Origin of the sequence: Pseudomonas akapageensis, assembly GCF_011355085.1 — a bacterium.
Taxonomy (GTDB): domain Bacteria; phylum Pseudomonadota; class Gammaproteobacteria; order Pseudomonadales; family Pseudomonadaceae; genus Aquipseudomonas; species Aquipseudomonas akapageensis.
Map to the genome: position 1 here is coordinate 191,290 of NZ_VXCP01000001.1, position 23,452 is coordinate 214,741.

The 23,452-nt window shown below is 59.8% G+C and carries 23 protein-coding genes; 12 read left to right on the forward strand and 11 right to left on the reverse strand.

The genetic code is table 11. The annotated features are described in order from the left end of the window. Positions 1-114: 114 nt before the first annotated feature. The 9 genes from F2S13_RS00795 to F2S13_RS00835 are packed head-to-tail and all read left to right on the forward strand — an operon-like array spanning position 115 to position 9,073. A complete protein-coding gene (locus F2S13_RS00795) occupies positions 115-1,662 on the forward strand; it encodes an HAL/PAL/TAL family ammonia-lyase (protein WP_166358022.1) in 1,548 nt (515 codons plus the stop codon). Next, positions 1,652-2,077 (forward strand): acyl-CoA thioesterase, encoded by a 426-nt coding sequence (locus F2S13_RS00800; RefSeq protein ID WP_166358024.1) that lies wholly within the window; start codon positions 1,652-1,654, stop codon positions 2,075-2,077. Before F2S13_RS00795 ends, F2S13_RS00800 begins: the two co-directional genes overlap by 11 nt. After that, entirely contained in the window at positions 2,074-2,676 is a 603-nt protein-coding gene (locus tag F2S13_RS00805; protein WP_166358026.1) for an outer membrane lipoprotein carrier protein LolA, read from the forward strand. The genes F2S13_RS00800 and F2S13_RS00805 overlap by 4 nt, the downstream gene beginning before the upstream one ends. Next, a complete protein-coding gene (locus tag F2S13_RS00810; RefSeq protein ID WP_166358028.1) occupies positions 2,660-4,981 on the forward strand; it encodes an MMPL family transporter in 2,322 nt (773 codons plus the stop codon). The genes F2S13_RS00805 and F2S13_RS00810 overlap by 17 nt, the downstream gene beginning before the upstream one ends. Further along, on the forward strand, positions 4,978-5,463 hold the full coding sequence (locus tag F2S13_RS00815; RefSeq protein ID WP_166358030.1) for a DUF3261 domain-containing protein: 486 nt from the start codon (positions 4,978-4,980) through the stop codon (positions 5,461-5,463). The genes F2S13_RS00810 and F2S13_RS00815 overlap by 4 nt, the downstream gene beginning before the upstream one ends. Next, the gene (locus tag F2S13_RS00820; RefSeq protein WP_166358032.1) at positions 5,460-6,659 is read left to right on the forward strand and encodes a beta-ketoacyl-[acyl-carrier-protein] synthase family protein; all 1,200 of its coding nucleotides are present in this window, start codon (positions 5,460-5,462) and stop codon (positions 6,657-6,659) included. The genes F2S13_RS00815 and F2S13_RS00820 overlap by 4 nt, the downstream gene beginning before the upstream one ends. Continuing rightward, positions 6,656-7,126 (forward strand): hotdog family protein, encoded by a 471-nt coding sequence (locus tag F2S13_RS00825; protein ID WP_166358034.1) that lies wholly within the window; start codon positions 6,656-6,658, stop codon positions 7,124-7,126. Before F2S13_RS00820 ends, F2S13_RS00825 begins: the two co-directional genes overlap by 4 nt. Then, a complete protein-coding gene (fabG, locus tag F2S13_RS00830) occupies positions 7,119-7,847 on the forward strand; it encodes a 3-oxoacyl-ACP reductase FabG (protein WP_166358036.1) in 729 nt (242 codons plus the stop codon). The genes F2S13_RS00825 and fabG overlap by 8 nt, the downstream gene beginning before the upstream one ends. Then, positions 7,847-9,073 (forward strand): beta-ketoacyl-ACP synthase, encoded by a 1,227-nt coding sequence (locus F2S13_RS00835; RefSeq protein WP_166358038.1) that lies wholly within the window; start codon positions 7,847-7,849, stop codon positions 9,071-9,073. Before fabG ends, F2S13_RS00835 begins: the two co-directional genes overlap by 1 nt. Before the next feature lie 7 nt (positions 9,074-9,080). Here the strand turns inward: F2S13_RS00835 and F2S13_RS00840 are convergent, their stop codons facing one another. The 3 genes from F2S13_RS00840 to F2S13_RS00850 are packed head-to-tail and all read right to left on the reverse strand — an operon-like array spanning position 9,081 to position 14,895. Continuing rightward, entirely contained in the window at positions 9,081-10,364 is a 1,284-nt protein-coding gene (locus F2S13_RS00840; protein WP_166358040.1) for an SEL1-like repeat protein, read from the reverse strand. After that, on the reverse strand, positions 10,364-12,184 hold the full coding sequence (locus tag F2S13_RS00845) for a phospholipase D-like domain-containing protein (RefSeq protein ID WP_166358042.1): 1,821 nt from the start codon (positions 12,182-12,184) through the stop codon (positions 10,364-10,366). The genes F2S13_RS00840 and F2S13_RS00845 overlap by 1 nt, the downstream gene beginning before the upstream one ends. Next, a complete protein-coding gene (locus F2S13_RS00850) occupies positions 12,181-14,895 on the reverse strand; it encodes a type VI secretion system Vgr family protein (protein WP_166358044.1) in 2,715 nt (904 codons plus the stop codon). Before F2S13_RS00850 ends, F2S13_RS00845 begins: the two co-directional genes overlap by 4 nt. Before the next feature lie 408 nt (positions 14,896-15,303). Between F2S13_RS00850 and queC the strand changes: the two genes are divergently transcribed. After that, entirely contained in the window at positions 15,304-16,002 is a 699-nt protein-coding gene (queC, locus tag F2S13_RS00855) for a 7-cyano-7-deazaguanine synthase QueC (protein ID WP_166358046.1), read from the forward strand. 53 nt (positions 16,003-16,055) lie between these two features. Here queC and F2S13_RS00860 read toward each other — a convergent pair whose 3' ends face one another. Both F2S13_RS00860 and F2S13_RS00865 read right to left on the reverse strand, forming a co-directional pair. Further along, positions 16,056-16,934: a queuosine precursor transporter gene (locus F2S13_RS00860; protein ID WP_166358048.1), complete on the reverse strand. Its 879-nt coding sequence runs from the start codon at positions 16,932-16,934 to the stop codon at positions 16,056-16,058. Next, positions 16,918-17,523, reverse strand: a complete 606-nt coding sequence (locus tag F2S13_RS00865; RefSeq protein WP_166358050.1) for a helix-turn-helix transcriptional regulator — start codon at positions 17,521-17,523, stop codon at positions 16,918-16,920. The genes F2S13_RS00860 and F2S13_RS00865 overlap by 17 nt, the downstream gene beginning before the upstream one ends. A gap of 424 nt (positions 17,524-17,947) precedes the next feature. Between F2S13_RS00865 and F2S13_RS00870 the strand changes: the two genes are divergently transcribed. Together F2S13_RS00870 and F2S13_RS00875 are read left to right on the forward strand one after the other, a co-directional pair. Then, positions 17,948-18,205, forward strand: coding sequence for a hypothetical protein (locus F2S13_RS00870; RefSeq protein ID WP_166358460.1), 258 nt, complete (start codon positions 17,948-17,950; stop codon positions 18,203-18,205). 102 nt (positions 18,206-18,307) lie between these two features. Then, on the forward strand, positions 18,308-19,591 hold the full coding sequence (locus F2S13_RS00875; protein ID WP_218583769.1) for an MFS transporter: 1,284 nt from the start codon (positions 18,308-18,310) through the stop codon (positions 19,589-19,591). Between the two features lie 12 nt (positions 19,592-19,603). Here F2S13_RS00875 and gspM read toward each other — a convergent pair whose 3' ends face one another. From gspM to F2S13_RS00905, 6 genes are read right to left on the reverse strand one after another with little or no spacing between them, the layout of a single operon-like run. Then, entirely contained in the window at positions 19,604-20,086 is a 483-nt protein-coding gene (gspM, locus tag F2S13_RS00880; RefSeq protein ID WP_166358054.1) for a type II secretion system protein GspM, read from the reverse strand. Continuing rightward, positions 20,083-21,207 carry a type II secretion system protein GspL gene (gene gspL, locus F2S13_RS00885; RefSeq protein WP_166358056.1) on the reverse strand — a complete coding sequence of 375 codons (1,125 nt, stop codon included), beginning with the start codon at positions 21,205-21,207 and terminating at the stop codon, positions 20,083-20,085. Before gspL ends, gspM begins: the two co-directional genes overlap by 4 nt. Then, positions 21,200-22,057, reverse strand: coding sequence for a type II secretion system protein GspK (locus F2S13_RS00890; protein ID WP_166358058.1), 858 nt, complete (start codon positions 22,055-22,057; stop codon positions 21,200-21,202). Before F2S13_RS00890 ends, gspL begins: the two co-directional genes overlap by 8 nt. Then, the gene (gene gspJ, locus F2S13_RS00895) at positions 22,047-22,646 is read right to left on the reverse strand and encodes a type II secretion system minor pseudopilin GspJ (protein WP_246237669.1); all 600 of its coding nucleotides are present in this window, start codon (positions 22,644-22,646) and stop codon (positions 22,047-22,049) included. The genes F2S13_RS00890 and gspJ overlap by 11 nt, the downstream gene beginning before the upstream one ends. Further along, entirely contained in the window at positions 22,633-23,004 is a 372-nt protein-coding gene (gene gspI, locus F2S13_RS00900) for a type II secretion system minor pseudopilin GspI (RefSeq protein ID WP_166358060.1), read from the reverse strand. The genes gspJ and gspI overlap by 14 nt, the downstream gene beginning before the upstream one ends. Then, a complete protein-coding gene (locus tag F2S13_RS00905) occupies positions 22,997-23,446 on the reverse strand; it encodes a GspH/FimT family protein (RefSeq protein ID WP_166358062.1) in 450 nt (149 codons plus the stop codon). Before F2S13_RS00905 ends, gspI begins: the two co-directional genes overlap by 8 nt. Positions 23,447-23,452: the final 6 nt, after the last annotated feature.

Consider the following 23,452-nt stretch of genomic DNA (forward strand, 5'->3'; position numbering starts at 1 on the left):
GCTTCGCGGTCGATCGCGGCGGTGCGACGACTAGACTTGCCCGCGATAAGACCGGCACGGCCATCAAAGGAGCCCCTCTGCAATGGTTCAATTTCTACCCTTTCTGGAAAACCGATGACAACGCATCCGCTTGAGCCGGTTATTTTCGGCCAATCCGCACTTTGCATCGAAGACGTGCTGGCCCTGGCCAACCGCCGGGCTTGCGCACGACTGCAAAGCGACTCCGACTACCGTGAGGCGATTGCCCGCGGTGCACGCTTCCTCGACTCGCTGCTGGACAAGGAAGGCGTGATCTACGGTGTCACCACCGGTTATGGCGATTCGTGCGTGGTGGCGGTCCCCCTCGAACATGTCGAGGCCCTGCCCCGGCATCTGTACACCTTCCACGGCTGCGGGCTGGGCAAACTGCTCGATGCCCAGGCAACCCGCGCCGTGCTTGCAGCACGTCTGCAGTCGCTTTGCCAGGGCGTATCGGGGGTTCGAATCGAACTGCTGGACCGTCTGCAGGCGTTTCTTGACCATGACATCCTGCCGCTGATCCCTGAAGAGGGTTCGGTTGGCGCCAGTGGCGACCTGACCCCCCTGTCCTATGTGGCCGCAACCCTGTCAGGCGAGCGCGAGGTCATGTACGGCGGCGAGCGACGTGCAGCGCTGGACGTACACCGCGAGCTGGGTTGGCAACCCCTGGTGCTGCGGCCCAAGGAAGCCCTGGCGCTGATGAACGGCACGGCGGTGATGACCGGGCTCGCCTGCCTGGCCTTCGCCCGCGCCGACTACCTGCTCAAGCTGGCAACACGCATAACCGCCCTGAACGTGGTGGCCCTGCAAGGCAACCCCGAACACTTCGACGAACGCCTGTTCGCCACCAAGCCCCATCCGGGGCAGATGCAGGTTGCCGCCTGGCTGCGCCAGGACCTGGCCATCGATGCACCGACCGCACCACTGCATCGCCTGCAGGACCGCTACTCCCTGCGCTGCGCCCCCCATGTACTGGGGGTACTGGCCGACAGCCTGGGTTGGTTGCGCAGTTTCATCGAAACCGAACTCAACAGTGCCAACGACAACCCGATCATCGACGCTGAAGCCGAACGTGTGCTCCATGGCGGGCATTTCTATGGTGGGCATATCGCCTTTGCCATGGACAGCCTCAAGACCCTGGTGGCCAACGTCGCCGACCTGCTCGACCGCCAGCTCGCCCTGCTGGTGGATGAGCGTTACAACCACGGGCTGCCGAGCAACCTGTCTGGCGCCAGCCTGGATCGGGCGATGATCAATCATGGTTTCAAGGCGGTGCAGATCGGCGCCAGCGCCTGGACGGCCGAAGCCCTGAAGAACACGATGCCAGCCAGCGTGTTCTCGCGTTCCACCGAATGTCACAACCAGGACAAGGTCAGCATGGGCACCATTGCCGCACGGGATGCCCTGCGCGTGCTGGAACTGACCGAACAGGTCGCCGCCGCCACCTTGCTCGCCGCCCAGCAGGGCGTGTGGTTGCGTGGCCAGGCCGCAGATGCCCGGCCGTTGCCGCCCGCATTGGCCGACATGCATCGGCAGCTGGCCGAAGACTTTGCCCCGGTCATCGAAGACCGCGCGCTGGAAGGTGAACTACGCCTGTGCCTGCAGCGCATTTCCGAGCAACACTGGAGGTTGCATGCGCAGTAAAGGCGTCATTCACGTCGAAAGTGAAATCCTCGTGCCGTTCTTCGATATCGACCCCATGAACGTGGTCTGGCACGGTCACTACGTCAAATACCTGGAGATCGGGCGCTGCGCCCTGCTCGACAAGCTCGACCACAACTACTTGCAGATGCAGGCAAGCGGTTACGCATGGCCGGTGATCGATCTGCAACTGCGCTACATACGCGGTGCCACCTTCGGTCAGCGCCTGGTGGTCCAAAGCAGCCTGGTTGAATGGGAAAACCGACTGAAGATCAACTACCTGATCAGCGACGCCGCCAGCGGTGAACGCATGACCCGCGCCAGCACCGTGCAAGTGGCCGTGGAGCTGGCCAGCCGCGAGATGCAACTGGTTTCACCTCAGGTATTTGTCGACGCCGTGCAGAAGGCCCTGGCATGAGCTGGCTGATGCGTTGTGTCTGCCTGATGACGCTGCTGGGCTTGAGCACGCTGGCCTCGGCATTCGATCTGCAGGCGCTGAGCGTGCAATTGGCCCTGCCTGCCGTGGTCCAGGGCGATTTCATCCAGGAAAAGCACCTGCGCGCCTTGCCACAACCCCTGGTCAGTAAAGGGCAGTTTGTCCTGGCCCGGGATCATGGTCTGCTCTGGCTGCTGAAAACACCGTTGCAACAGGACTACCGGATCAACGCCAACGGCATTGCCCGCCGCGATGCCGATGGCTGGCACATGCTGCCGAGCAAAAGCGCCGGGGCCGAACAGAACCGGCTGTTCTTTGCCGTTCTGCAGGGCGACAGCAGTGGCCTGCAACGCGATTTCGATCTCAGCCTGCAAGGCGACGCACAGCACTGGCAACTGCGTCTGACCCCCCGCTCACTGCTGCTCAAGCAGGTCTTCGACCGAATCGAAATCACCGGCGGCGAACTCGTCGAACGCATCGAGCTGCTCGAGACCCAGGGCGACAGCACCGTGCTGCGCATGCCGGCGAGCAGCAGCACAGCTAGCCTGAGTGAAGAGCAACAACATGACTTCGCCCAGTAAGCGCCGGCTCCCCCATCTGTTCCTGGCCTTGCTGCTGGCGGTCCTGGCCCTGGCCGGCTGGCAGTGGCATGCCGGCGCGCCACTGTCGGCCAACCTGATGGAACTGGTCCCCGGTGCCGCCCCCGATGCCTTGGTGGAACGCGCCGAGCAGCGTATGCAGGAGCCCCTGAACCGAGAAATGCTGATGCTGGTCGGCCATGCCGACCGTAATCAGGCCATTGCCCTGGCACAGCGGTTGGGGGAGCAGTGGCAAGCCAGCGGCCTGTTCGAAAAGGTCCAGTGGAACCTGCAGACGGATTTGCCCGCCTTGCGCCAGCAACTGCTGCAAGGGCGCCTGGCGATGCTATCGGCGGCGGACCGCAAGACCCTTATCGAGCAACCGCAAGTTTTTATCGGGCAACGTGTCCAGACACTGTTCGACCCCTTCACCGGTTTCAGCCTGGTCGCCAGCCAGGACGACTGGCTGGGCCTGACCACCCGCATTCAGGAAAGCCAGCCCAAGCAGGGTTCCGTGCAGCTGGACATTGGCAGTGGCGCGCTGATCGCCCGGGCCGATGGCAAGCATTGGGTAGTGGTACGGGCACGCACCGAGGGCAACGCCTTCGATATGAAGCTGCCATTGCAGGTTGCCGATCTGCTCGACCAGGCCCGCACCCAGGCGCGGGCAACCGATGCGCAAATCCTCGCTGCCAGCGGCCTGCTGTATGCCGCCAGCGGCCAGCACCAGGCCTCGCGGGAAATCGCCTGGGTCGGCGGCGGGGCCACAGTCGGCATCCTGCTGTTGTTGCTGCTGGCGTTTCGTCGCCTGCGCGTACTGCTCGCGTTCTTGCCGGTGCTGGTGGGCATGCTGTTCGGCGCCGTCGCCTGCGTTGCAGTGTTCGGCCACATGCATGTGATGACCCTGGTACTGGGCTCCAGCCTGATCGGCGTCGCCATCGACTACCCACTGCATTACCTGTCGAAAAGCTGGAGCCTGCGTCCGTGGCACAGCTGGCCCGCACTTCGACTGACCTTGCCCGGCCTGAGCCTGAGCCTGGCGACCAGTTGCATCGGCTACCTCGCCCTGGCCTTCACGCCATTCCCGGCGCTGACTCAGATTGCCGTGTTCTCCGCAGCGGGCCTGACCGGCGCCTACCTGACTGCAGTCTGCCTGCTGCCCGCGCTGCTCAATGGCATGCAACTGACACCTCCGGCATGGCCGCTGCAGGTTGCCGAAGCCTTGTGGCACACGCGCCAGGCCTTATTGCAGCGGATACCAAGCCCTTGGCTGCTCGGCCTGACACTCCTGTTCTGCGGCGTCGGCCTGTGGCAATTGCACGCCCACAATGACTTGCGCCAATGGGTCGGCAGCCCGCCGCAGCTGCTTGACGAGGCCAAGACCATTGCCCGGATCACCGGTTATCAACCCACCAGCCAGTTCTTCCTGGTTCGTGGCAGCGATCAACAGCAATTGCTCGAGCGCCAGGCAGCCTTGAGCCAACGCCTGGATCAGCTGGTCACCCTCGACGAACTGCGCGGCTATCTGACCCTCAGCCAATTGGTCGCCAGCCCTTCCGAGCAGCAACAGCTGCGTACGGCTCTGGCCGCTCTCGCGCAGCACTGGCAACCGTTACTCGCGCTGGGCATCCCGGAAAGTGCCTTGCAGACCGAGCTTGCACAGTTGCAGGCACTGCCCACCCAAGGTATCGAAGATGTCCTGGCAGGGCCTCTGGGTGAACCCTGGCGCACGCTCTGGCTGGGTGATACGCGCGAAGGCGTCGCGGCGATAGTGAGTTTGCAGGGCTTGAACGACGCCAGCCTGCTGCAACTGCAGGCGCATGACCTGGCAGGCGTACAGCTGGTCGATCGACTTGGCGAACTCAACGGCGTCTTCGCCGACACGCAAATCAGCGCCGCCGAACTCAAGCTGTTGTCTTGCGTGCTGATTGTGCTGTTGCTGATCCTGCCTTTCGGTCTTGGCGGTGCCCTGCGACTCGTCGCCCTGCCCTTGCTTGCTGCGCTGTGCAGCCTGGCCAGCCTGGGTTGGCTGGGGCAGCCGCTGACCCTGTTCAGCCTGTTCGGCCTGCTGTTGGTGACGGCCATCAGCGTCGATTACGCCATCCTGATGCGCGAGCGGGTCGGTGGTGCTGCCGTCAGCCTGCTCGGCACCCTGCTGGCGGCAGCGACCACCTGGTTGTCGTTCGGCCTGCTGGCCGTTTCCAGTACCCCGGCGGTGAGCAATTTCGGTCTGGCGGTCAGTCTTGGCCTGGTGTTCAGTTTCCTGCTCGCGCCCTGGGCCGGCAGTCATGAGCAACCCGTAACATGAAGCAGATCTGGATAGTTGCGTTCCTGCTGTTGCTCAGTGCGTGCGCGAGCAAACCGCCACTGCCCGAGCAAATGCCGACACTGACGCTGCCGATGCAACTGCATATCGAAAAGCAGCAGGCCGGTCAGCAACAGGACTGGCTGCTGGTAATCCAGCGCGAAGGCGACAGCCTGCGATGGTCAATGCTCGATCCGTTGGGCATTCCCCAGGCGCGGCAATTGCTCCGGCAAAGGCAGTGGAGCGCCGACGGGCTGTTGCCGCCGAACCCGCAGGCGCGCGAGCTGTTTGCCGCGGTATTATTCGCGCTGACACCCGCTGACGAGCTGCAGCACAATTACCCCGGTGCCCGTCAGCAAGGCAACCAGCGTCAATTGAACGAGCGCTGGCGTGTCACGTATCTCCAACCTCTGGCATTCACCCTGAAGCTGCAACAAGGCCTGCGCTATCAGGTCAGCCCTTTGCCAAGCGAGACCACACCATGACGGCTTACCTCAATGCCCTGGGCCTCAATTGCGCCCTGGGCCGCACCAAGGCCGAGGTCTCGACCCGGCTGTTCGCCGCCGATACCCATGGCATGCGTGAAGCTGCCGGCTGGGTGCCCGATCGGGTCCTGCCCGTGGCCGCCGTTTGCGGTGATTTGCCGCCAATGCCTGCGCACTTGCAGCAACACCACAGCCGTAACAATCAGTTGCTGCTCGATGCCGCCTTGCAGATCGAGGATGACATTCGCCAGGCAATCGAACGCTACGGCAGTTCGCGCATCGGCATCGTTCTGGGCACCAGCACCTCGGGCATCGAGGAAGCCAGTCGCGACATCACGGTCTATCTGCGCGATCGACACTTCCCGGCGAGCTACGACTACCGCCAGCAGGAACTCAGCGCGCCAGCCAATTTCCTCGCCGACTGGCTGCAAGTAAGTGGACCGGCGTACGTGATTTCCACAGCCTGCACCTCCAGTGCCCGAGCCCTGATGAGCGCCCAGCGTTTGCTCGATCTGGATCTTTGCGACGCGGTGATCTGTGGGGGTGTCGACAGCTTGTGCAAACTGACCCTCAACGGTTTCCTCGCCCTGGAAGCCATCAGCAACCAGCGCTGCAATCCGTTTTCGCGCAATCGCGACGGCATCAACATCGGTGAAGCGGCTGCATTGTTTCTGATGAGCAAGACGCATGACGTCGGGGCCCCGGCCATTGCCCTGCTCGGCGCCGGGGCCAGCAGCGATGCCCACCATATTTCCGCGCCGGACCCGACCGGCCAGGGCGCCCTGCAGGCCATGCGCAAGGCGCTGACACGCGCGCAGCTGCAGCCCTGGAACATCGACTACCTGAACCTGCACGGCACCGCCACAGCACACAACGATGCGATGGAAAGCCTGGCCGTCCACACGCTGTTTCCCGAAGGCGTGGCGTGCTCATCGACCAAACCCATGAGCGGCCATACCCTGGGCGCCGCCGGTGCACTGGAAGCGGCATTCTGCTGGCTGACCCTGGCAGCGGACAATTCCCGCCAGCAACTACCGCCCCACGTCTGGGACGGCCAGCAGGATGCGGATCTACCGGCCTTGAAACTGGTCAAAGCCGGAGAGTGCCTGCCTGCTCAAGCGCCGCGGCACCTGATGAGCAATTCCTTCGCTTTCGGTGGCAACAATGTCTGCCTGATTCTCGGAGACGCCCCATGATGACCTGGCCCGTGGCCGAACTCATTCCTCATGCCGGCGACATGATCCTGATCGATCGGGTCGCGTCGTTCGACGAAGAGCAGATTGTCACCCAGCTGACAGTGCGCCCGGGTGGGTTGTTCAGTCGCGCCGATGGCAGCCTTCCGGCCTGGGTCGGCGTCGAGTTGATGGCCCAGAGCGTCGCGGCCTTCGCCGGTTGCCAGGCACGGCTGCGCGGCGATCCCGTGGCCTTGGGTTTCTTGCTCGGTACGCGCAAATTCGAGTGCAATGTGGAACAATTCCCGGTTGGCGCCGAACTTTCGATTCAGGCGATACGTTCGCTGGAAGACGAAAGCGGCATGGGCATCTTCGAATGCCATCTGACCGGACCGGGCATTCACGCCCAGGCGCGCCTGAATGTGTACAGCCCGCCCCAGGCCGCCAGCTACCTGGCCGAAGACAACGCACAGGATGCAACACATGACTGACACCATTCTGGTCACCGGCTCCAGCCGTGGCATTGGCCGCGCCATCGCCTTGCGTCTGGCCAGGGCCGGCTTCGACCTGGTGCTGCACTGCCGCAGCGGCCGTGCCGAAGCGGACGCGGTGCAGGGCGAAATCCAGTCCCTGGGCCGACAGGCGCGCGTCCTGCAATTCGATGTCGCCGACCGCGCCGCCTGCGCAGCCATCCTGAGCGACGACGTGGAAAAGCACGGCGCCTATTACGGCGTGGTTTGCAATGCCGGCCTGACCCGGGACGGCGCCTTCCCGGCCTTGACCGAAGAGGATTGGGATCTGGTGATGCGCACCAACCTGGACGGTTTCTACAACGTCCTGCACCCGCTGATGATGCCCATGATCCGCCGCCGCGCGGCCGGGCGAATCGTCTGCATTACTTCGGTTTCCGGAATGATCGGCAACCGTGGCCAGGTCAATTACAGCGCCTCCAAGGCCGGCGTGATCGGCGCGGCCAAGGCCTTGGCGATCGAGTTGGGCAAGCGCAAGATAACGGTTAACTGTGTGGCCCCGGGCCTGATCGACACGGCCATGCTCGACGAAAACGTCCCGGTCGAAGAGATCATGAAGATGATCCCTGCGCAGCGTCTGGGCACCCCCGAGGAAGTTGCGGGGGCGGTTAATTTCCTGATGTCGGCGGAAGCCGCCTACATCACACGCCAGGTCCTGGCCGTCAACGGAGGCCTGTGTTGATGAAACGCGTCGTCGTCACCGGTATGGCCGGCATCACTGCTCTGGGCAACGACTGGGACAGCATTTCCGGGCAATTTCGCGCCAATCGCAGCGGTATCCGGCGCATGGACGAATGGGACCGTTTCATCGAGCTGAACACCCGCCTGGCCGGCCCCATCGATGACTTCAAAGTGCCATCCCACTGGACGCGCAAGCAACTGCGCAGCATGGGCCGGGTCTCGCGCCTGGCGGTTGCCGCATCGGAGATCGCCTTGCGCGATGCCGGCCTGCTGGATGATCCCTCCATCAAGGACGGCCGCATGGGCGTGGCCTGCGGTTCATCCATCGGCAGCACCGACGAGCTCAAAACCTTCGGCACCATGCTGTTGAACTCGCTGGCCGAGGGGCTCAATGCCAACACCTATGTACGGATGATGCCGCACACGACGGCTGCCAATATCAGCATCTTCTTCGGCCTGACCGGGCGCCTGATCCCCACCTCCAGCGCCTGCACCAGCGGCAGCCAGGGCATCGGTTATGCCTACGAAGCCATCAAGTTCGGGCGCCTGCCGCTGATGCTCGCCGGCGGCGCCGAAGAGCTCTGCCCGACCGAAGCCATGGTCTTCGACGCGCTCTACGCCACCAGCCTCAAGAACGATGCACCACACACCAGCCCGCGGCCATACGACCTCGATCGCGATGGCCTGGTAATCGGTGAGGGCGGTGGCATGCTGGTCCTCGAAGAGCTCGAACACGCACTGGCTCGCGGCGCACATATCTACGCTGAAGTGGTGGGCTTTGGCAGCAATGCCGACGGCCAGCACATCACCCGCCCGGAACAGGCAACCATGCGCCGTGCCATGGAGCTGGCACTGGAAGATGCCGCCTTGCCGCCGGAGGCCATCGGCTACGTGAATGGCCATGGCACCGCCACCGAACAAGGCGACATCGCCGAAACCCAGGCCACCAGCAGCCTGTTCGGCCCACGCATGGCGATCAGTTCGCAGAAGAGTTTCCTTGGCCACACACTCGGGGCCTGTGGCGCGCTGGAGTCCTGGTTCAGCATCGAGATGATGAACCGCGACAGCTATGTCCACACACTCAACCTCGACCATATCGACCCACGCTGTGGCGAATTGGATTACCTGTGTGGCGAGTTCCGGCAGATGCAGCATGAGTATGTGATGAACAACAACTTCGCCTTTGGTGGGGTGAATACGTCGCTGATTTTCCGCCGCTGGTCGTGAGGCCGCATCATCCGAGCATTCCCCATGTAATCCCATATTCAGCCTGCACGATCTTGTCGGACAGCGGCCATGAACGCTCGCGGCGGAATGAGAGCAAGGCCTTGGGCATGATCTCGCCTTGCTTGAAAAAGCGGGCGTCGTTTCTATCGACCAATAGATAAATGCCGCTTTGGGGCGGGACAATCTTCCAGTAGCCATTTTCCGGGCAGGCGTCACCGCTACGGCAAATGCGTAGCGGGAAGTAGGTCTCGGTGAAGGAAGGTGAGCCCGGCTTGGGCTTGCCGGTGGCAGGGTCCAGTACCATGGCCTTGGCTAGTTCGTTGATCAGTGCTGGGGTGGGCTTTTCTGGCGGGACATTGGCCAGCCGGGCTTCCAGCCATTGCAGCTTGCCGTCCCAGGCTGGCAGCTTGGCCGGCGGTAGTGGGAGGATCTCGTTGATTTCGGGGACTTTGGGGGAGGCGTAGGAGTAGTTCGCCAGCACCCTCCAGATTTTCTTGTAGCGCTCGGCACGTTCGACGTCTTCATCTTGGCCTAGGTAATGCAATTCCTCTGAAGGTGGTGGGTTACGAAAGCCCTCCTCCAGAAATGAGGCAGAGCTCTCATCACCAGCAGCCACTCCGAATTGGAATGCAATGAGTGCCTCCTGGTATCGTCCCTTTCCTTTAAGATTGACCCCCAGAGAAGAGGCCGCCTCACCATTGCCTTGCTCGGCCGCACAGCGGCGCATTTGCAGGGCAACGTCCGGAGCAATATCGCTCGGCGCCAATTTTTTGCCAACATAAGTCTGGGCTTGGGCATTGCCCTGATCGGCGGCCTTGCGGAAGTAACGCAGGGACATTTCCGGGTCCTGCTCCAGACCGGCCGAACCCTGCTGCAGAAAGATCCCGACGAAGTAATATCCGGTCGCTACGCCCGCTTCGATCAGGGTCTGGCTCAGACGCAGATGCTCATCGCCACGTAGTTTGAACTTACCGCGCATGGCACCATTCTGCAGGTTGATGTTGGCCTTGTAATGGCCGTTCTCGGCGGCGATGCGGTAGAGGCGCTCGATCTCGACATCGACGCCTTTGTCCTGCTTGAGCTGGTTGTTCTTCTGCAGCCAGCGTGCGTACTGGAACAGCAAATCGGTCTGGGCAGACGGCGCGGGGATGGTTTCGTGCACACAGGTAAAGGCCAGCTTGGCGTTAATATTTGTTAACCGGTCCATGGGAGACTCCTTCTTGACGGGGGTAAAAGCGCCGCTTCCACAGGCGGTCAACAGCAGGCATGAAAGCAGCAGGATTCGGCGCATCAATCGAGATCCTTCAGGGTGGCTTCGCCGTAGTAGAATTCGACCAGCGGTGCATAGGGCACCCCCATCACCTTCTCATCCTGTCGATCTTCGTTTTCCTTGATAATTTTCTGCCAAGCCTTGAACGCCTCCGCCGGATCATCCTGCGCCCCCATCTCCTTCGTATGCAGGTTCCACAACCGCCGCCGCATCGCCTGGGTCACACTCGCCCACTCATGGGCAATATTCAGCTCACTGTCGACCTGCATGCTGCGGGTGTTGATATTGGCCGAGCCGTGGGTGGTGAAGACGTCGTTGACGATCATCAGCTTGGAATGGACATACACCGGCATCCACTCCTTGCCCGCCGGCGAGTCGGGGGCGACCAGTGAGCAAATATGAACCTTGAGGCCCGGGATATTCCTGTTTGGCTGGATCGTGCTGTCGTTGATCTCCTTGATTTGTCGATCAAGCTCGGCCTGCCATTGCTTGAGTTCTTTTTGCCCGACGTGGTCGCGCAGGTCGGGTCGAGGCTTCGGAGGTGCCGCTCTGGTCACCAGTGCGATGCGCTGCAACTTGGTCACTTCAGGAATGGTCTCGGCGCGGCCGAGGCTTTCAAGCATGCGTTGGGTGTTCCGGGTACCGGCGCCGACACCGTCCTTGGTCGCATTGGTAATCACGAAAAGGTGCAGGGCGCCATGCACGCCGGGGTCGCGCCCAGCCTTGGTCTGGCCCGCTGCGACCGCCTTGATGAGATCTGCCAGGGGCGGCCAGCGAAAGTACTGGTTTTCGATGTAGATGAACTGGGTCGCGTTGTTGACGGCCTTCAGGTAAAGCTGCTCGATATCGCGCTTGCCTTCCTGCACCTGGGTGCGCACGAGCTGGGCCAACTGGCGGGTCGCGTCGGGGGTGCATTGAAGCTGCGGCCCCACTTGCATGGCCTGGCGCGATTTGAGTAGGTTTTCGCCCGTTTCCTTGCGCCAGGCGGTGGCGAAATTGTGGTGCAGGTGCTCCAGAATCGGTCCGCTGATCTGGCTGGAGATATCCTGGCGTGGGGTTTTGCCACGCGGACCGCCATTAGGATCAGGCTTTCTGTCCTCAGAACGGTTAAGCGCCGAATGGCCGTCGGTGTCCCAATACTCGTCGAGCATGTTGTGGCCCATGACGAAGCCAATAGCGCGGTCCGGTAGTTCATAGTCGACCAGGACGCTCTTTTGATGGTGGGTCGCTGACGCACCCAGTGTGTAGCGCATCTCTGTACTGATTTGCGGGTCGAGGCTTTTGTACTTCACCTGATGGGCAAGTTCGGCCCTTTCATGCAAGCTGAAGCCGCGACTGACGAATACCGGCAAGCCATTGACGCCTCGCTCGGCGGCCTTGCTCCCCGCAACCGCGCAGTCGGCGAACCACCGGCGGTCTTCGGCGTATTGATCCTGAGTGGAGCTTTGCAGCGCGCGGTCCTCGATACGGACCGTGCCTTTGCCGGAAAGGTTGGCTTCTCCCACCGCGCCTGCGGCATTGAACGGGAACTCCCAACCCAGCACGCGAACCTCGACGCCTTCCCGGGCTTTGATCCTGAGCAGTTCACCGATGCTCGGAGCCTTGCCGTCGCGGATGAAGTACATCGATGGCTGGAAACCCCAGCAGATGATGTCGATTGATTTCTTCGCTTGGGCGATGGCCTGGTGCACGGCCCGAAAAGCTTCCTCACCATTGATCAACGGCTGATAGGTGGCCTCTACGGGGTGGTATTCGGTATTGCAGACGTACCATGGCGTGGTGCAACTCGCCTCCTGGGTGTGCTGCAGGGCGACCGGCACCACGATGTCGGATTGAGTCATTGGGTTTTCCCTTCCGTGTCACTGATTCCTTCCATCACCGCTGTGTATCGGTTGCGGTGATCCGTGTGCGACGTGGGCTGGCTCACCTCGGCATCGGTTTGCGAGGGGTGGTTATGCACACCACGATTGGCCAGGATCGCCTGCTCGGGGTTGCGGTAGTCGGTGGGAACCGGGATCTGGAACCTCACACCGTTGGCCATATCCAGCCGGTAGAGCCGGGTCACGACCTGGTGCTCGATCAGCACTTGCCCGGTGTCGTCCAGCACGCCTTGCTGCAGCAACCCTCCGTCGGCATAGAGTTGGTAAGGCATGCCGGCCCAGCCTTTGTCGGATGCATTGGGGGCTTGCGGAATGCTGAGACGCAGCTGTTGTTTGGATAGACTTTGCGGAAAATCCGGATGCGTGGCCGTCATGCTGGCCGGGCCGCGATAATCGAAATGCGCGGACTTGATGTAGTAGTCGCCCACCGTGCCCGATTCGATTCTGTTGGGATCGAGGGTGATGTAGCTGCCCCCGGCATTGAGGGTGATCTTCTTTTTGGCGGTGATACGGATTTCTTCTTCGGTGCTGGTGATGTCCAGGCCATGCCGGGCCAGCAGTTCCAGCTTGTCGTTCTGCGCCTGGACAATCACCGGGCCGTGGTTGGCGATCAGCTTGAGGCCCAGCTTGCGCACGAACAGGCTCAGCCCCCGCCCCACGCCGATGAACAGACGCTTGACCACGCTGATGTCGGCTTCAGCGCCTGCGTTGAGCATCAGGTTGTGTTGCGCCGCCAATTGCAGGTGCTTGCCGCTGGTCAGGGCGATGCCCTGGGGTGCGCTGAGCAGCAGGACGGAGGATTTGAGTTGTTCCAGGTCTTGCCGGAGCAGGCTAATTTGCGCTTGTACGTCTGCCGGTTCGGCGTGGCTGGCCTGGGCATCGACCGAGAGTTTTTGCAGTTGTTCGCCGGCCTGTTGCAATCGATCCACGGCGGCGCTCATGTCGAGCACCGGGCCCTGGGCTTTGGCTTGTTCCTCGGCGCTGATGAACAGGCCTTTGCCACTTCGGATCGCTCCCCAGCCATCGGTGCGCAGTTCAAAACCTTCGCCGCGTTTTTTCTTCTGGCTGTCGACCAGATGCCCGAGGTTGAGCTGGCTCTTGCCACTGTGCTCGGTACTGAGCTTGATGTGCTCTTCGCCGCCATTGTCCTCCATCCGCAGCTTGTTATTGGCTGGCGTGCGCAACACGTTGCGCTTGCGGTTGTACAGGGTGACGGGGTCGGGATGTTCGCTGTCGTGCAGGGCGTGGGCAATATAGGGTCGGTCCACATCACCCCGCTCGAACGCGATAGCCACTTCGGTGCCGGCGAGCAGCGGCAGGTGCAGGCCGTAGGTATCGCCGGCGTACGGCCGGGCCAGGCGCAGCCACATGCTTTCCTCGCCGCGCGGCCAGGTGTCGCGATCAAAGAGGAAGTTGACCCGGTAGCGGCCTTCCGGGTCGATCTCGGCGTAAAGATCATTTTTCTGCGGGTTGGTGACGCGGGCCGGCACGGTGCCGGCGATTTGTGGCTTGGCCCGCAGCGGTGGGCGGAAGCACACCCGGTCGGCATAGGGCATGGCCTCGAAGATGACCAGGAGGCTGCTATCGCGCGCGGCGGTTGTCGTCATTTTGATGATCACCGCGCCCGGGGCGAAGGCCTGCGGCGCGCCGTCGGTGATCTTCAGCACCTGGCCAGGGGCCAGGGTGGCGCTGCTGCTGACGCCGCTCAGGCGCGTCTGGTCGTTGAGGTAGCGCTCGTGGCGCAGGCGCGCGTAGAAGATGCCGCTTTCGCATTGCAGGTCTCGTTCGTCCAGGGCGTAGCGGTCACCCAGGACGGTATAGGGCTCGGCGTAGTGGTAGGCCTCGCCGTAGGTGGTCTTGGCGCCACGGGTCTGGTCGATTTCGCCGTCGAGCCAGGCGGTGGCCTCGCGGTGGTTATAGGCGCGGATATTGATGTTGCGTTCCACCACCTGGTGGCGGGTCTGCAAGTCCCAGGCGGCGTCCTCGTCGCTACTCATGCCGCCGGGTGGGCGGTACGGCAACTGGACGTCGAACTGGTAGTGGCGCTGGTGGTCGTGGAACTCGACCACGTCGATCTTCAGGCGATCGTCGCTGGCGAAGCGGTACCAGATGCCGACCTCCGCCAGCAGGCGGGCGATAAAGGCCAGGTCGCTTTCGCCGTATTGCATGACCTGTTCGCGTTTCTCGTATTCGTTCGCGAGCTTTATCAGAAAATCCTGGCCGCGAAATTCGTGGCGGCTGCGCAGGATGTGCTCAACGATATCCGGTACGGACTTGTGCTGGTAGATGCGGTACTGCTTGCCGCGATCGAGCAGCGCCAGACGCGGCTGCAGGGTGACTTCGTAGCGAGCCTCATCGCGGGAGGCGGACAGGCGCTGGAAGCCGGTGATCACGCCGTAGAAGGTGCGCAGCGGCTTGATCTCGGGGTCCGGCCGGCCGAAGTAGAACGGCTGCTTTGGCGGCGGAGCGTGCAGGCTGAAGCGGGCGTCGCGGCCGAGCAGTTGTTCGGCGGCGAGGTCTTGTTCGGTGCAGGTGAATTCGACGCTGTATTTGAACGGCTGGCTCAGTCGCTCTTCACCCTCAAACGCCAGGACGTCGAGCGTTGCCTTGATATCCCCCACCTGGAGTTTGTGGCGGCTGTGGTCGAAGAAGATGCGCGGTTCGTTGGCCATGTTCAGGCCTCCATGGCAGTAGGCGGCACCTTCCCTCATACTTGGGTCGGTGCATCCAGCACATATATTTTTTAGAAAAGTACTTACAAGGAAAGTACTGAGCACTTACCTATAACAATGAATTATTCCCAATAGACATTCCACCCCCTGAAACATTTTTCAGAAATTTCCGCAACATCTTCAGAAATTTCCCGAGACTTATTTCCGAGAGTTTCCAAACCAGCTCCAAAAAAGAGAATTCATCCCTGCTTCGTCACTCCAGCATCGACATGGAATATTGGGAAAACGGGGCAATAAACTTCGGAAGCGTCCCACAGTCGGCGTTCAAGCTTCCCGGTAGGGTTGGTGTTGTCCCCGCTTCATGCGGATACCCAGCGTTGCGCTATCCATAAATGCCGGAGCATAAACATGACTAAAAAAGCAGTGATCGTATTTAGCGGCGGGCAAGACTCTACAACCTGTTTGATCCATGCATTACCGTTCTACGATGAAATACACTGCGTTACGTTTGACTATGGCCAGCGTCATCGCGCGGAAATCAAGGCTGCACAACAACTTTCAAAAAAAGTTGGCGTGACAGCGCACAAAATACTGGACGCATCTGTGCTGAATGAGCTGGCCGTCAGCAGCTTGACCCGCGACAATATTCCAGTTCCAAGCGCAAACAGCTCCACGAATGACGTGCCGAATACTTTTGTACCCGGAAGAAACATCCTGTTTTTAACCTTGGCCTCGATTTATGCACATCAAGTTCGCGCAAAAACTGTAATCACTGGGGTTTGTGAAGCAGGTTTTACGGGCTACCCTGACTGCCGAGACGACTTTGTCAGAACCTTGAATGACGCCATTGAATTGGGAATGGACTATAACGTACGTATTGAAACGCCACTTATGGGACTGAACAAAGCGGAAATCTGGGCATTGGCCGAACACTACGACAAGCTAACCTTTATCCACCGTCATACACTGTCTTGCTACAACGGCATCAAAGGTAGCGGGTGCGCTGACTGCGATGCTTGCAATCTTCGCGCACAAGGACTGAACAAATTTCTGGAAAACAAAGCAGAGATTACGAGTAGACTAAAAGAAAAACTGAACTTGAAATGAACCCCTTTTTGCAGGGGGGGAGAGACTGGATCATTAACAGCCGCCCCCCTGACTTATGTAGCCTGGGCCCCGACCACATATCTTTTAAACAGGGATCTAGCTCCATACGCAGGCAAAACATTAAACAAGGCGAAGCACATTTTTATAGCTATCTGAAGGTAAACCATACTAAGAATATCGCCATTTTGCATGAGACCATAAAAAGCGATATAGCAAAAAAGAAAACTATCGATTATCACCGCAAAACACGTACTAAAAAATACGCGCAAAAATAGAAACCTGGAATTTGTTAGCTCTTTTATTTTGCACAGCAGATATGAGTTGACATATTCAGAAAAAACAAACGAAACAGACGATGCTACCAATACGGACGAGACATGGCCAACAACCTCATTGTAAGGCTCATCAAGCTTCCAGCCGGGCAACCCCGGCAGATAGCTAGCAGCACTCAACAAAACAATAATAAGCGCATTACTTGAAAAGGCAAATAATATGGCTTTCCTCGCAAGCCTAAGCCCATAAGACTCGTTCAGTAGATCCACGATTAAAAACGTCAGCGGATACAGAAACACCCCCGGCGTCACAACAACGTCAAATCGCTCCACATGAACAAGCTTTGTCGCGGCAACATTTGTAAAAATGTAAAGCGCAAAAAGCAAAAGATTAAGAGCGACGTAAATCATCCATGAGCGCTCATGGCGGTCATTAATTTCGTAGGTGGTTAACGCAACCCCAGCGGAGTAGTACTTCCTGTATACATCCTTTATCTCCGCCTTACTCAAACTGTCTATTATTTCGCTTTTCAAAACCTCTGCCATCTTTACCTTAATAATTTTCCCTGTAGAAACCACCATAAACACCGCAAGGCTTTTGTTGCTTTCAAAGCCTAACAATTTGTACTTACCACATACTTCCTCACTTTTGCCGCTCATAAAACCTTTCCTCTATCACATCACCAACAACACAAGTAATATCAAAATCAAAGCAAGACAAACTGGCTATAGACAGTTTTTTTGTTGTTCTGTCGTACACGAGCTTTTCTGTATCGGTACCGGACACCCCCTTCTTCACTATCAATAGGTCTCCCGGCTCATTCGCCCCGCTGATTTCATTCTCCAGAAGCACGCCTATCAAATTGCAAGCCGTGCCAAAGTAATAAGTCAGAGGATGGGTTACAGCCAACTCACCAATTCGTTTATCCAGGCTTTGAACCAGCAAACTCTCCTTAATCACAGGCACCGCAGCCGGATTCATATTTCCACGCAAGGAAATAGTGCTCTCTATTATTTCCCTTTCTTCAAAATCGACCGTCTCTATTTCCTTGTACGACACACCAAAAAAATCAGATATCTTGCGGATGGTGGATTGCTGTACGTTGACGACCCTCCCCTCCAGAATGTTATAGATCGTTGTCCTGGTCAATCCACTGGCGTTACACAAGGACAGCTGCGTCTCCCCTCGACTTTTTATCAGATATTTTATATTGCTTTTTAACCTTTCTGTTTTTTCTTTCCTGTGCATCATCCATTACCACCCACTCATAACTACAACAAATCGCACGTCCTGACCGAACACACCGACAGCGACTCTTATGAGGCCAACATCCTACCCCTACAGAATCTGAACAAAAAGTAAAATCACAAACAATTAATACTTCAGATAATTCCCACCATTTTTAAAGCCTCCTCTTACGACAACTTCAAATCCATACTAGCTCATTAACCCCACACATTTGATAACCGGTAACGCAGGAATCATTTAATTACACAGATGATCAATTATTCGATTAATAAAATTGAATTTTCTGGTAATAAATCTACCCACCCGTCCCGCATGTGACTGGCACCCTCTTAACCTTGCAAGGAGTTTCATCATGAAAAAACGCACTCCCAATCCTTCGGAATCACAATATGGCCACGGTATTTCACCGAATGGAGGTTTTGTCATGGATCGGTACATGCCTATGACCGGAGTCGACTGCACCATCGCCTCATTGCTGATCGACACTGAAGCCCCCTTGGACGTGCTACACGAAACCGCAGCGTACCGGATACGTACCGCAACTCAGCTGCTGGAGAATCTCGCCTCGAACGACGGCGTTTACAGTGAGCTGGCGCGGGTATTGGTGACTTCGTTGCGCGATGGCTGCGATTTGCTGGATGTCGTCGGACGTCGATTGCACGCACAGGTTTCGGCGGGGTGAATACATTGCTGATCTGCGCCGCTGGTCTTGAGCCCGGCGGCGGGCAGCGAAACGATTGGAAATAATCGTTAGCTAGCTATATTCTTTTTTCGGTGCCCTTCTCTGCCGCCGAGGCCTCTCGTGAAAACCGCTGTTGTTTCCCGCCCTGTTTCACTCGGCGCAGCTTCCACCGAACCACCTCGCGAAGTATTCATTGAAAAAGGCACGCCGCTGTTCCTGCGCACGGTGCTAGCGCTGTTCTGCGGCGGTTTCGCCACCTTCGCGCTGCTCTATTGCGTGCAGCCGATGATGCCGATGCTGTCGCAGGAGTACGCCATCAACGCGGCCCAAAGCAGCCTTATCCTGTCCATATCCACTGCGACACTGGCGATCGGCTTGCTGATCACTGGCCCCATCTCCGACCGTTTCGGGCGCAAGCCGGTGATGGTTGCGGCGTTGTTCTGCGCGGCGCTCAGTACTCTGGCAAGTGCCGTGATGCCCAGTTGGGAAGGCGTGCTGGTGACGCGTGCACTGATCGGCCTGTCGTTGAGCGGGGTGGCGGCAGTGGCCATGACCTACCTGAGCGAAGAGATCCACCCGCAGCACATCGGCCTGGCCATGGGGCTGTATATCGGCGGCAACGCCATTGGCGGCATGAGCGGACGGCTGATCACGGGAGTGCTGATCGACTTCGTCAGCTGGCATACGGCGCTGCAGGTCATCGGCTTGCTGGCATTGGCAGCCGCACTGCTGTTCTGGAAGGTCTTGCCCGAGTCGCGCAACTTCCGCAGCCGTTCGCTCAACCCGCGCAGCCTGCTCGATGGCTTCACCTTGCACTTCAAGGATGCAGGCCTGCCGTGGCTGTTCCTGGAAGCCTTCTTGCTGATGGGCGGGTTTGTCACCCTGTTCAACTACATCGGCTATCGCCTGCTGGCCGAGCCGTACCACATGAGCCAGGCACTGGTCGGGCTGCTGTCGATTGTGTACCTGGCCGGCATCTACAGCTCGGCGCAAATCGGCGCCCTGGCCGACAGGCTGGGGCGGCGACAGGTGTTCTGGGCGTCGATCCTGGTCATGGCCGCAGGCCTGGGCATGACCCTGCTGAGCCCGTTGGTGCTGATCATTGCCGGCATGCTGGTGTTCACCTTCGGTTTCTTCGGCGCACACTCGGTGGCCAGCAGCTGGATCGGCCGGCGTGCGCTGGTGGCCAAGGGGCAGGCCTCTTCGCTCTATCTGTTCAGCTACTACGCCGGCTCCAGCGTCGCCGGTACCCTGGGTGGGGTGTTCTGGCATTACGCCGGCTGGAATGGAATCGGGCTGTTCATTGGCGCTTTGTTGGCCATTGCGTTGTTGGTGGCATTGCGCTTGAGCAAGCTGCCCCCGCTGACAGGCAATGTCACCGTCTGAAAGCATCCAGTTCTATCTCACGCTGGATTCGCCTGGAGCGTGCAATGTCACCCGCGCCTGCAAGGAAGGTCCGTCAGGCTGCAGGCTCAGTGAAGAGAACCGGCCGCCCCGAAACTCGACCTGATGCAGCCACTGCAACAAGGCCGTGGGTTGACCTTGCACACTGAGGTTCAACTGCTCCTGCCTGAAGTCGAGGCCTGTCAGTTCGAGACCGGCGGCCTGCGCACTGTCGCTGAGTTCGGCGGGCGTGAGCACCAGGGCTTCACCATGAACCGGGGCCGCGCTCGGCGCTGCGCGAAAAATTTCCTCGGCAAGTGCCACTTCGCGACCGTACCGCAGTTCGGCCGCCAGCAGACGCTCCCTGCCCGGTTGCCAGGCCGATTGCCAGAAAACCAGAACGGCCAGCGCCAGCAGCGCCGCGAGCACTGGAGTACGGCGTTGCTCGGGCCACTGTTGCCAGTGTCGAATCAGTACGGCGTAGAAAGGTCTTGTCATCCGGGTTGCTCCCACGACAATGTGGCCCGTACGCCTTCACCGGTTTTGCTCGCACTGCTCACATTCAATGACGGCAATCGCTCGCGCAGCCGCTCAAGGTCGCTGAAGTCCTGGGCGATAATGTGCATCTGCCAACCTTCACCCGATTGCATCTCGATCCGCCCGATACGGACATTGCCCGATTCGACCAGCTTTTCACTGACCTCGGCCAATTGTTGCAAGCGGGTCTTTTCTGGCGCCCGCTCCTGCCGTTGGCGAGCCTGGAATTGCGCAGCCAGATCGACAATGCGCGTCTGGTCCGGATACAGACTCTGAAATCGTTGAACGCTTTGCTCATGCAATTGCATTGAGCGCGTCTGCAAATACGCGGTACGCAAGTGATCGAAAACACTGCTCAGCAGTCCGAACGCCGCCAAACTCAACAGCAGGCCGGACCATGGCAGGGCTCGACGGCGGCGACGGAATTCGCCTTGGCGCAAGTCAATTGCACTCTTCCTGCCCTCGATCAACAAGGCATGCGCGCTGGTGATCGTTGAGCCCTGGGGCAAACCTTCGGGTGCGTTCGCATCAATCCACCAAGACATGGACGGCAGGCTTGGTGCGAGCGTGGCCGCATCAACCGAACTCAACGCCAGCCGCCCCGCCATGTCGCCGCCGACCAGCCAACGCCCACAGAACCACAGCGCACAGGGTTGCTCACGGGGCAACAAGTCGGCATCGGCATATACCGCAACGGGATAAATGCCTTGCGCTTGCACCTGGGTCAACACCGACTTGAAGCGTTGACGATCGATACTCATCGCTGGGTAGCAGCGGTCGGCACGCGCAGCACCAAACACCAGATGCAGCGACTCGAGCGGCTCACCCAACTGCTCCTCGACCGCAAATGCAAGCGCCTGTGCACCGGGACGGCGACGCCCGGCCAGGGGGCTGCTCAGGCACCAGCCCACTAGCTCCATGGGCAGTACCAGCACCACCGGCGCGCCTTGCAGCGCCTGCGCTATGCCTTCGAGACGGCTGTGCCTGACATCCACATCCCCGGCTTGCCAGTGCAGCACTGGCCAATCGGTATCGGCATCGTCCAGACCTTCAGGCGACAGGTACAACCATCGTTCATTCATCCGTTTCATTCTCGCCAATTGCCGACAGCGAACGACGCAGCACACGCACGTTGTGGGTTTGCGGATCGAGTTCAAGGTCGCTGTACAGGTACAGCCTTTGCCGTTCCACGTTGACTTCGACTTCCACGCGAAACCATCGGCTGGTCACGGCCAATCCATGACTGCGGACGCCAAGCCCGTCCACCAGCGGGTCCGCGATAAATCGTTGGACACTCTCGTAACCTTGCTCGGGCCGCTGTTGGTGCAGGCGTCGGGCGCTACCGGCGTCCAGCCCCTCAAGCACTGCCAGCACGCGCTCGGACGCGGTGTTGATGTTGAGTCCGGCTTCACTCGGCAGCACGGCTACCAATGGCCTCAACTGCTGCAATGCCTGCCCCTGGACACCGGGTATCAGACGCAACTGACTGGGATCGAGCAGCATTTGATTGCTCAACGCCTGCACATCCAATAGCGGGAGGCCGAGGGATTGGCACAGGCGCTGCCAACGTTGAAGGGTGATCTGGTCAACCTGTCCTTGCTGGGCCAGCGCCGCGAGATTGAAACGCCCGGCAAGGTCCTCGATATGCACGCGCAAGGTGCCAGGGGCCAACTCGATGTCGCGAGCGCCAGCCCAGGGCTGGGCCAGGTTGACCGTTGCCAGAATGGCCTCGGCGTCGCGACGCAAACGCTGCCGGGCCAGATTCTCCCCGGCCAAGGCAAGGTGCCAAAACTGCAGGGAGCGGATCTGCTGCCCTGTGCTGCTGATCGACAATTGGTGGCTGCGCAGCATGCCTGCCACCAACAGCAGCACCAGGGCCATGACCAGCAACACCGAAATCAGCGCCAGGCCGGTTTGGCGATCAGGGTTCATAGGCCTCCTGGGCAAACACGACGACGCGCCGCATCTGCTCGAAGCGCCCGACCGACAAGACCAACTCGACCGCAGTCGGTGCATGCTCTTGCGGTTCGGCCAATGGCCATTGTGCATGCCAACCCGATGACCCGGCATGAAGGCGCCAGCGCAGGTGCCTGACGCCTTCCAATATTCGTTGCGGCTGCCCGACACCCTCTTCGAATGTACGGTTGTGGCGCCAGAGCGTGCCCTCTTCCAGCCAATACTCAACCACCCTGAGCTCACTGCGGGGCAAATCCAGCGGATTGCGTTCGCCGCCACGCAACCACTGCAGGCGCGGCCCCTTCAAACTGACGCCGAAACCTGCGCCTGCAGTGCCTGGCGCCAACAATCCGTGGCGAACATCGCGTTCGATCAGCCCCATGGCTCGTTGCAGTGACCTCAGTTCTCGTCCGTGGCTTTGACTCGCGCTGTCGGCGCGGACCACGCCATCGAACAAGCGCCAGGTGGCCACGCCGAGCAAGGTGAAGATCGCCAGCGCCAACAACAGTTCGAGCAGGGTAAAGCCCCGCTGGGACATTGGGACACGCCGTTTAACGCGCGACATCAGCAGCCTCCAGCCAGGTGGTCGTCAGATGCACGATGTCGTCATCGGTATTGCGTCCGACCCGAATTTCAACCTGCAACAGGCCGGGTTCGCTGGCAGATTCGATCGTCTCGAGCAGCGTCCAATCGCGGCCATCCATGACCAGCGCCAGCTGCCGCTGACCAGGCGCCGATGGCGGCTGCAACGACAGTTCAGCGATATGGTTATCGGCCAGCCATGCACCGAACAGACGATCCTGCAAACCGCCGCTCTGCCCCAACACATGACCGCTGGCCGTGGCCGCAGCCGACGCCAGCAACGCAAACACTGCCAGCGCCACCAGCACTTCCAGCAAGGTGAATCCTCGCTCGTTACTCATCGATCAGCGCCTCGTTCAGCCCGTCGGAGCTGACACTGACCATGCGCAACCCGGCCTGCTCGAAATGCAGCCTGAAAGCGCTCGTCTCATCGCTGCTCAGAACCAGCAGTTGCGGTTGCCTGTCGCCCTCGCCGGCCCCCACGACATGACCATCGACTTCCAGGCGCAAATCCATACCGGTCGATTGGACCTTTCCAGCAGTCTCCCAGCTCCCGCCCCGCCACTTCATCAATTGAAAGTCTTGTGTGTCGAAGCGAATGGCGTATTCGCGCCCCTCGAGTACGGCCTGCTGCCGGGCATGCTGCAGCAACTGGATAAATAGCCGGCCTTGCTGCTGGGCCTGTCGCTGCGGGGTCGAATTGCCAACGATACCGACCATGCCGATCAGCACCCCTACCAACAAGAGCACCCCAAGCAGTTCGAGCAAGGTGAAGCCGTCCATTCGAGG

Excerpts from the sequence above, each read along its gene's own strand:
- F2S13_RS00845 (WP_166358042.1), bottom strand. The coding sequence starts at position 12,184 with ATGACTCAATCCGACATCGTGGTGCCGGTCGCCCTGCAGCACACCCAG.
- queC (WP_166358046.1), top strand. The coding sequence starts at position 15,304 with ATGACTAAAAAAGCAGTGATCGTATTTAGCGGCGGGCAAGACTCTACA.
- F2S13_RS00905 (WP_166358062.1), bottom strand. The coding sequence starts at position 23,446 with ATGGACGGCTTCACCTTGCTCGAACTGCTTGGGGTGCTCTTGTTGGTA.
- F2S13_RS00815 (WP_166358030.1), top strand. The coding sequence starts at position 4,978 with ATGAAGCAGATCTGGATAGTTGCGTTCCTGCTGTTGCTCAGTGCGTGC.
- F2S13_RS00865 (WP_166358050.1), bottom strand. The coding sequence starts at position 17,523 with ATGCACAGGAAAGAAAAAACAGAAAGGTTAAAAAGCAATATAAAATAT.
- F2S13_RS00825 (WP_166358034.1), top strand. The coding sequence starts at position 6,656 with ATGATGACCTGGCCCGTGGCCGAACTCATTCCTCATGCCGGCGACATG.
- gspL (WP_166358056.1), bottom strand. The coding sequence starts at position 21,207 with ATGAATGAACGATGGTTGTACCTGTCGCCTGAAGGTCTGGACGATGCC.
- gspJ (WP_246237669.1), bottom strand. The coding sequence starts at position 22,646 with ATGTCGCGCGTTAAACGGCGTGTCCCAATGTCCCAGCGGGGCTTTACC.
- F2S13_RS00800 (WP_166358024.1), top strand. The coding sequence starts at position 1,652 with ATGCGCAGTAAAGGCGTCATTCACGTCGAAAGTGAAATCCTCGTGCCG.
- gspM (WP_166358054.1), bottom strand. The coding sequence starts at position 20,086 with ATGACAAGACCTTTCTACGCCGTACTGATTCGACACTGGCAACAGTGG.
- F2S13_RS00820 (WP_166358032.1), top strand. The coding sequence starts at position 5,460 with ATGACGGCTTACCTCAATGCCCTGGGCCTCAATTGCGCCCTGGGCCGC.
- F2S13_RS00810 (WP_166358028.1), top strand. The coding sequence starts at position 2,660 with ATGACTTCGCCCAGTAAGCGCCGGCTCCCCCATCTGTTCCTGGCCTTG.
- gspI (WP_166358060.1), bottom strand. The coding sequence starts at position 23,004 with ATGAGTAACGAGCGAGGATTCACCTTGCTGGAAGTGCTGGTGGCGCTG.
- fabG (WP_166358036.1), top strand. The coding sequence starts at position 7,119 with ATGACTGACACCATTCTGGTCACCGGCTCCAGCCGTGGCATTGGCCGC.
- F2S13_RS00805 (WP_166358026.1), top strand. The coding sequence starts at position 2,074 with ATGAGCTGGCTGATGCGTTGTGTCTGCCTGATGACGCTGCTGGGCTTG.
- F2S13_RS00850 (WP_166358044.1), bottom strand. The coding sequence starts at position 14,895 with ATGGCCAACGAACCGCGCATCTTCTTCGACCACAGCCGCCACAAACTC.
- F2S13_RS00860 (WP_166358048.1), bottom strand. The coding sequence starts at position 16,934 with ATGAGCGGCAAAAGTGAGGAAGTATGTGGTAAGTACAAATTGTTAGGC.
- F2S13_RS00795 (WP_166358022.1), top strand. The coding sequence starts at position 115 with ATGACAACGCATCCGCTTGAGCCGGTTATTTTCGGCCAATCCGCACTT.
- F2S13_RS00890 (WP_166358058.1), bottom strand. The coding sequence starts at position 22,057 with ATGAACCCTGATCGCCAAACCGGCCTGGCGCTGATTTCGGTGTTGCTG.
- F2S13_RS00840 (WP_166358040.1), bottom strand. The coding sequence starts at position 10,364 with ATGCGCCGAATCCTGCTGCTTTCATGCCTGCTGTTGACCGCCTGTGGA.
- F2S13_RS00835 (WP_166358038.1), top strand. The coding sequence starts at position 7,847 with ATGAAACGCGTCGTCGTCACCGGTATGGCCGGCATCACTGCTCTGGGC.
- F2S13_RS00870 (WP_166358460.1), top strand. The coding sequence starts at position 17,948 with ATGGATCGGTACATGCCTATGACCGGAGTCGACTGCACCATCGCCTCA.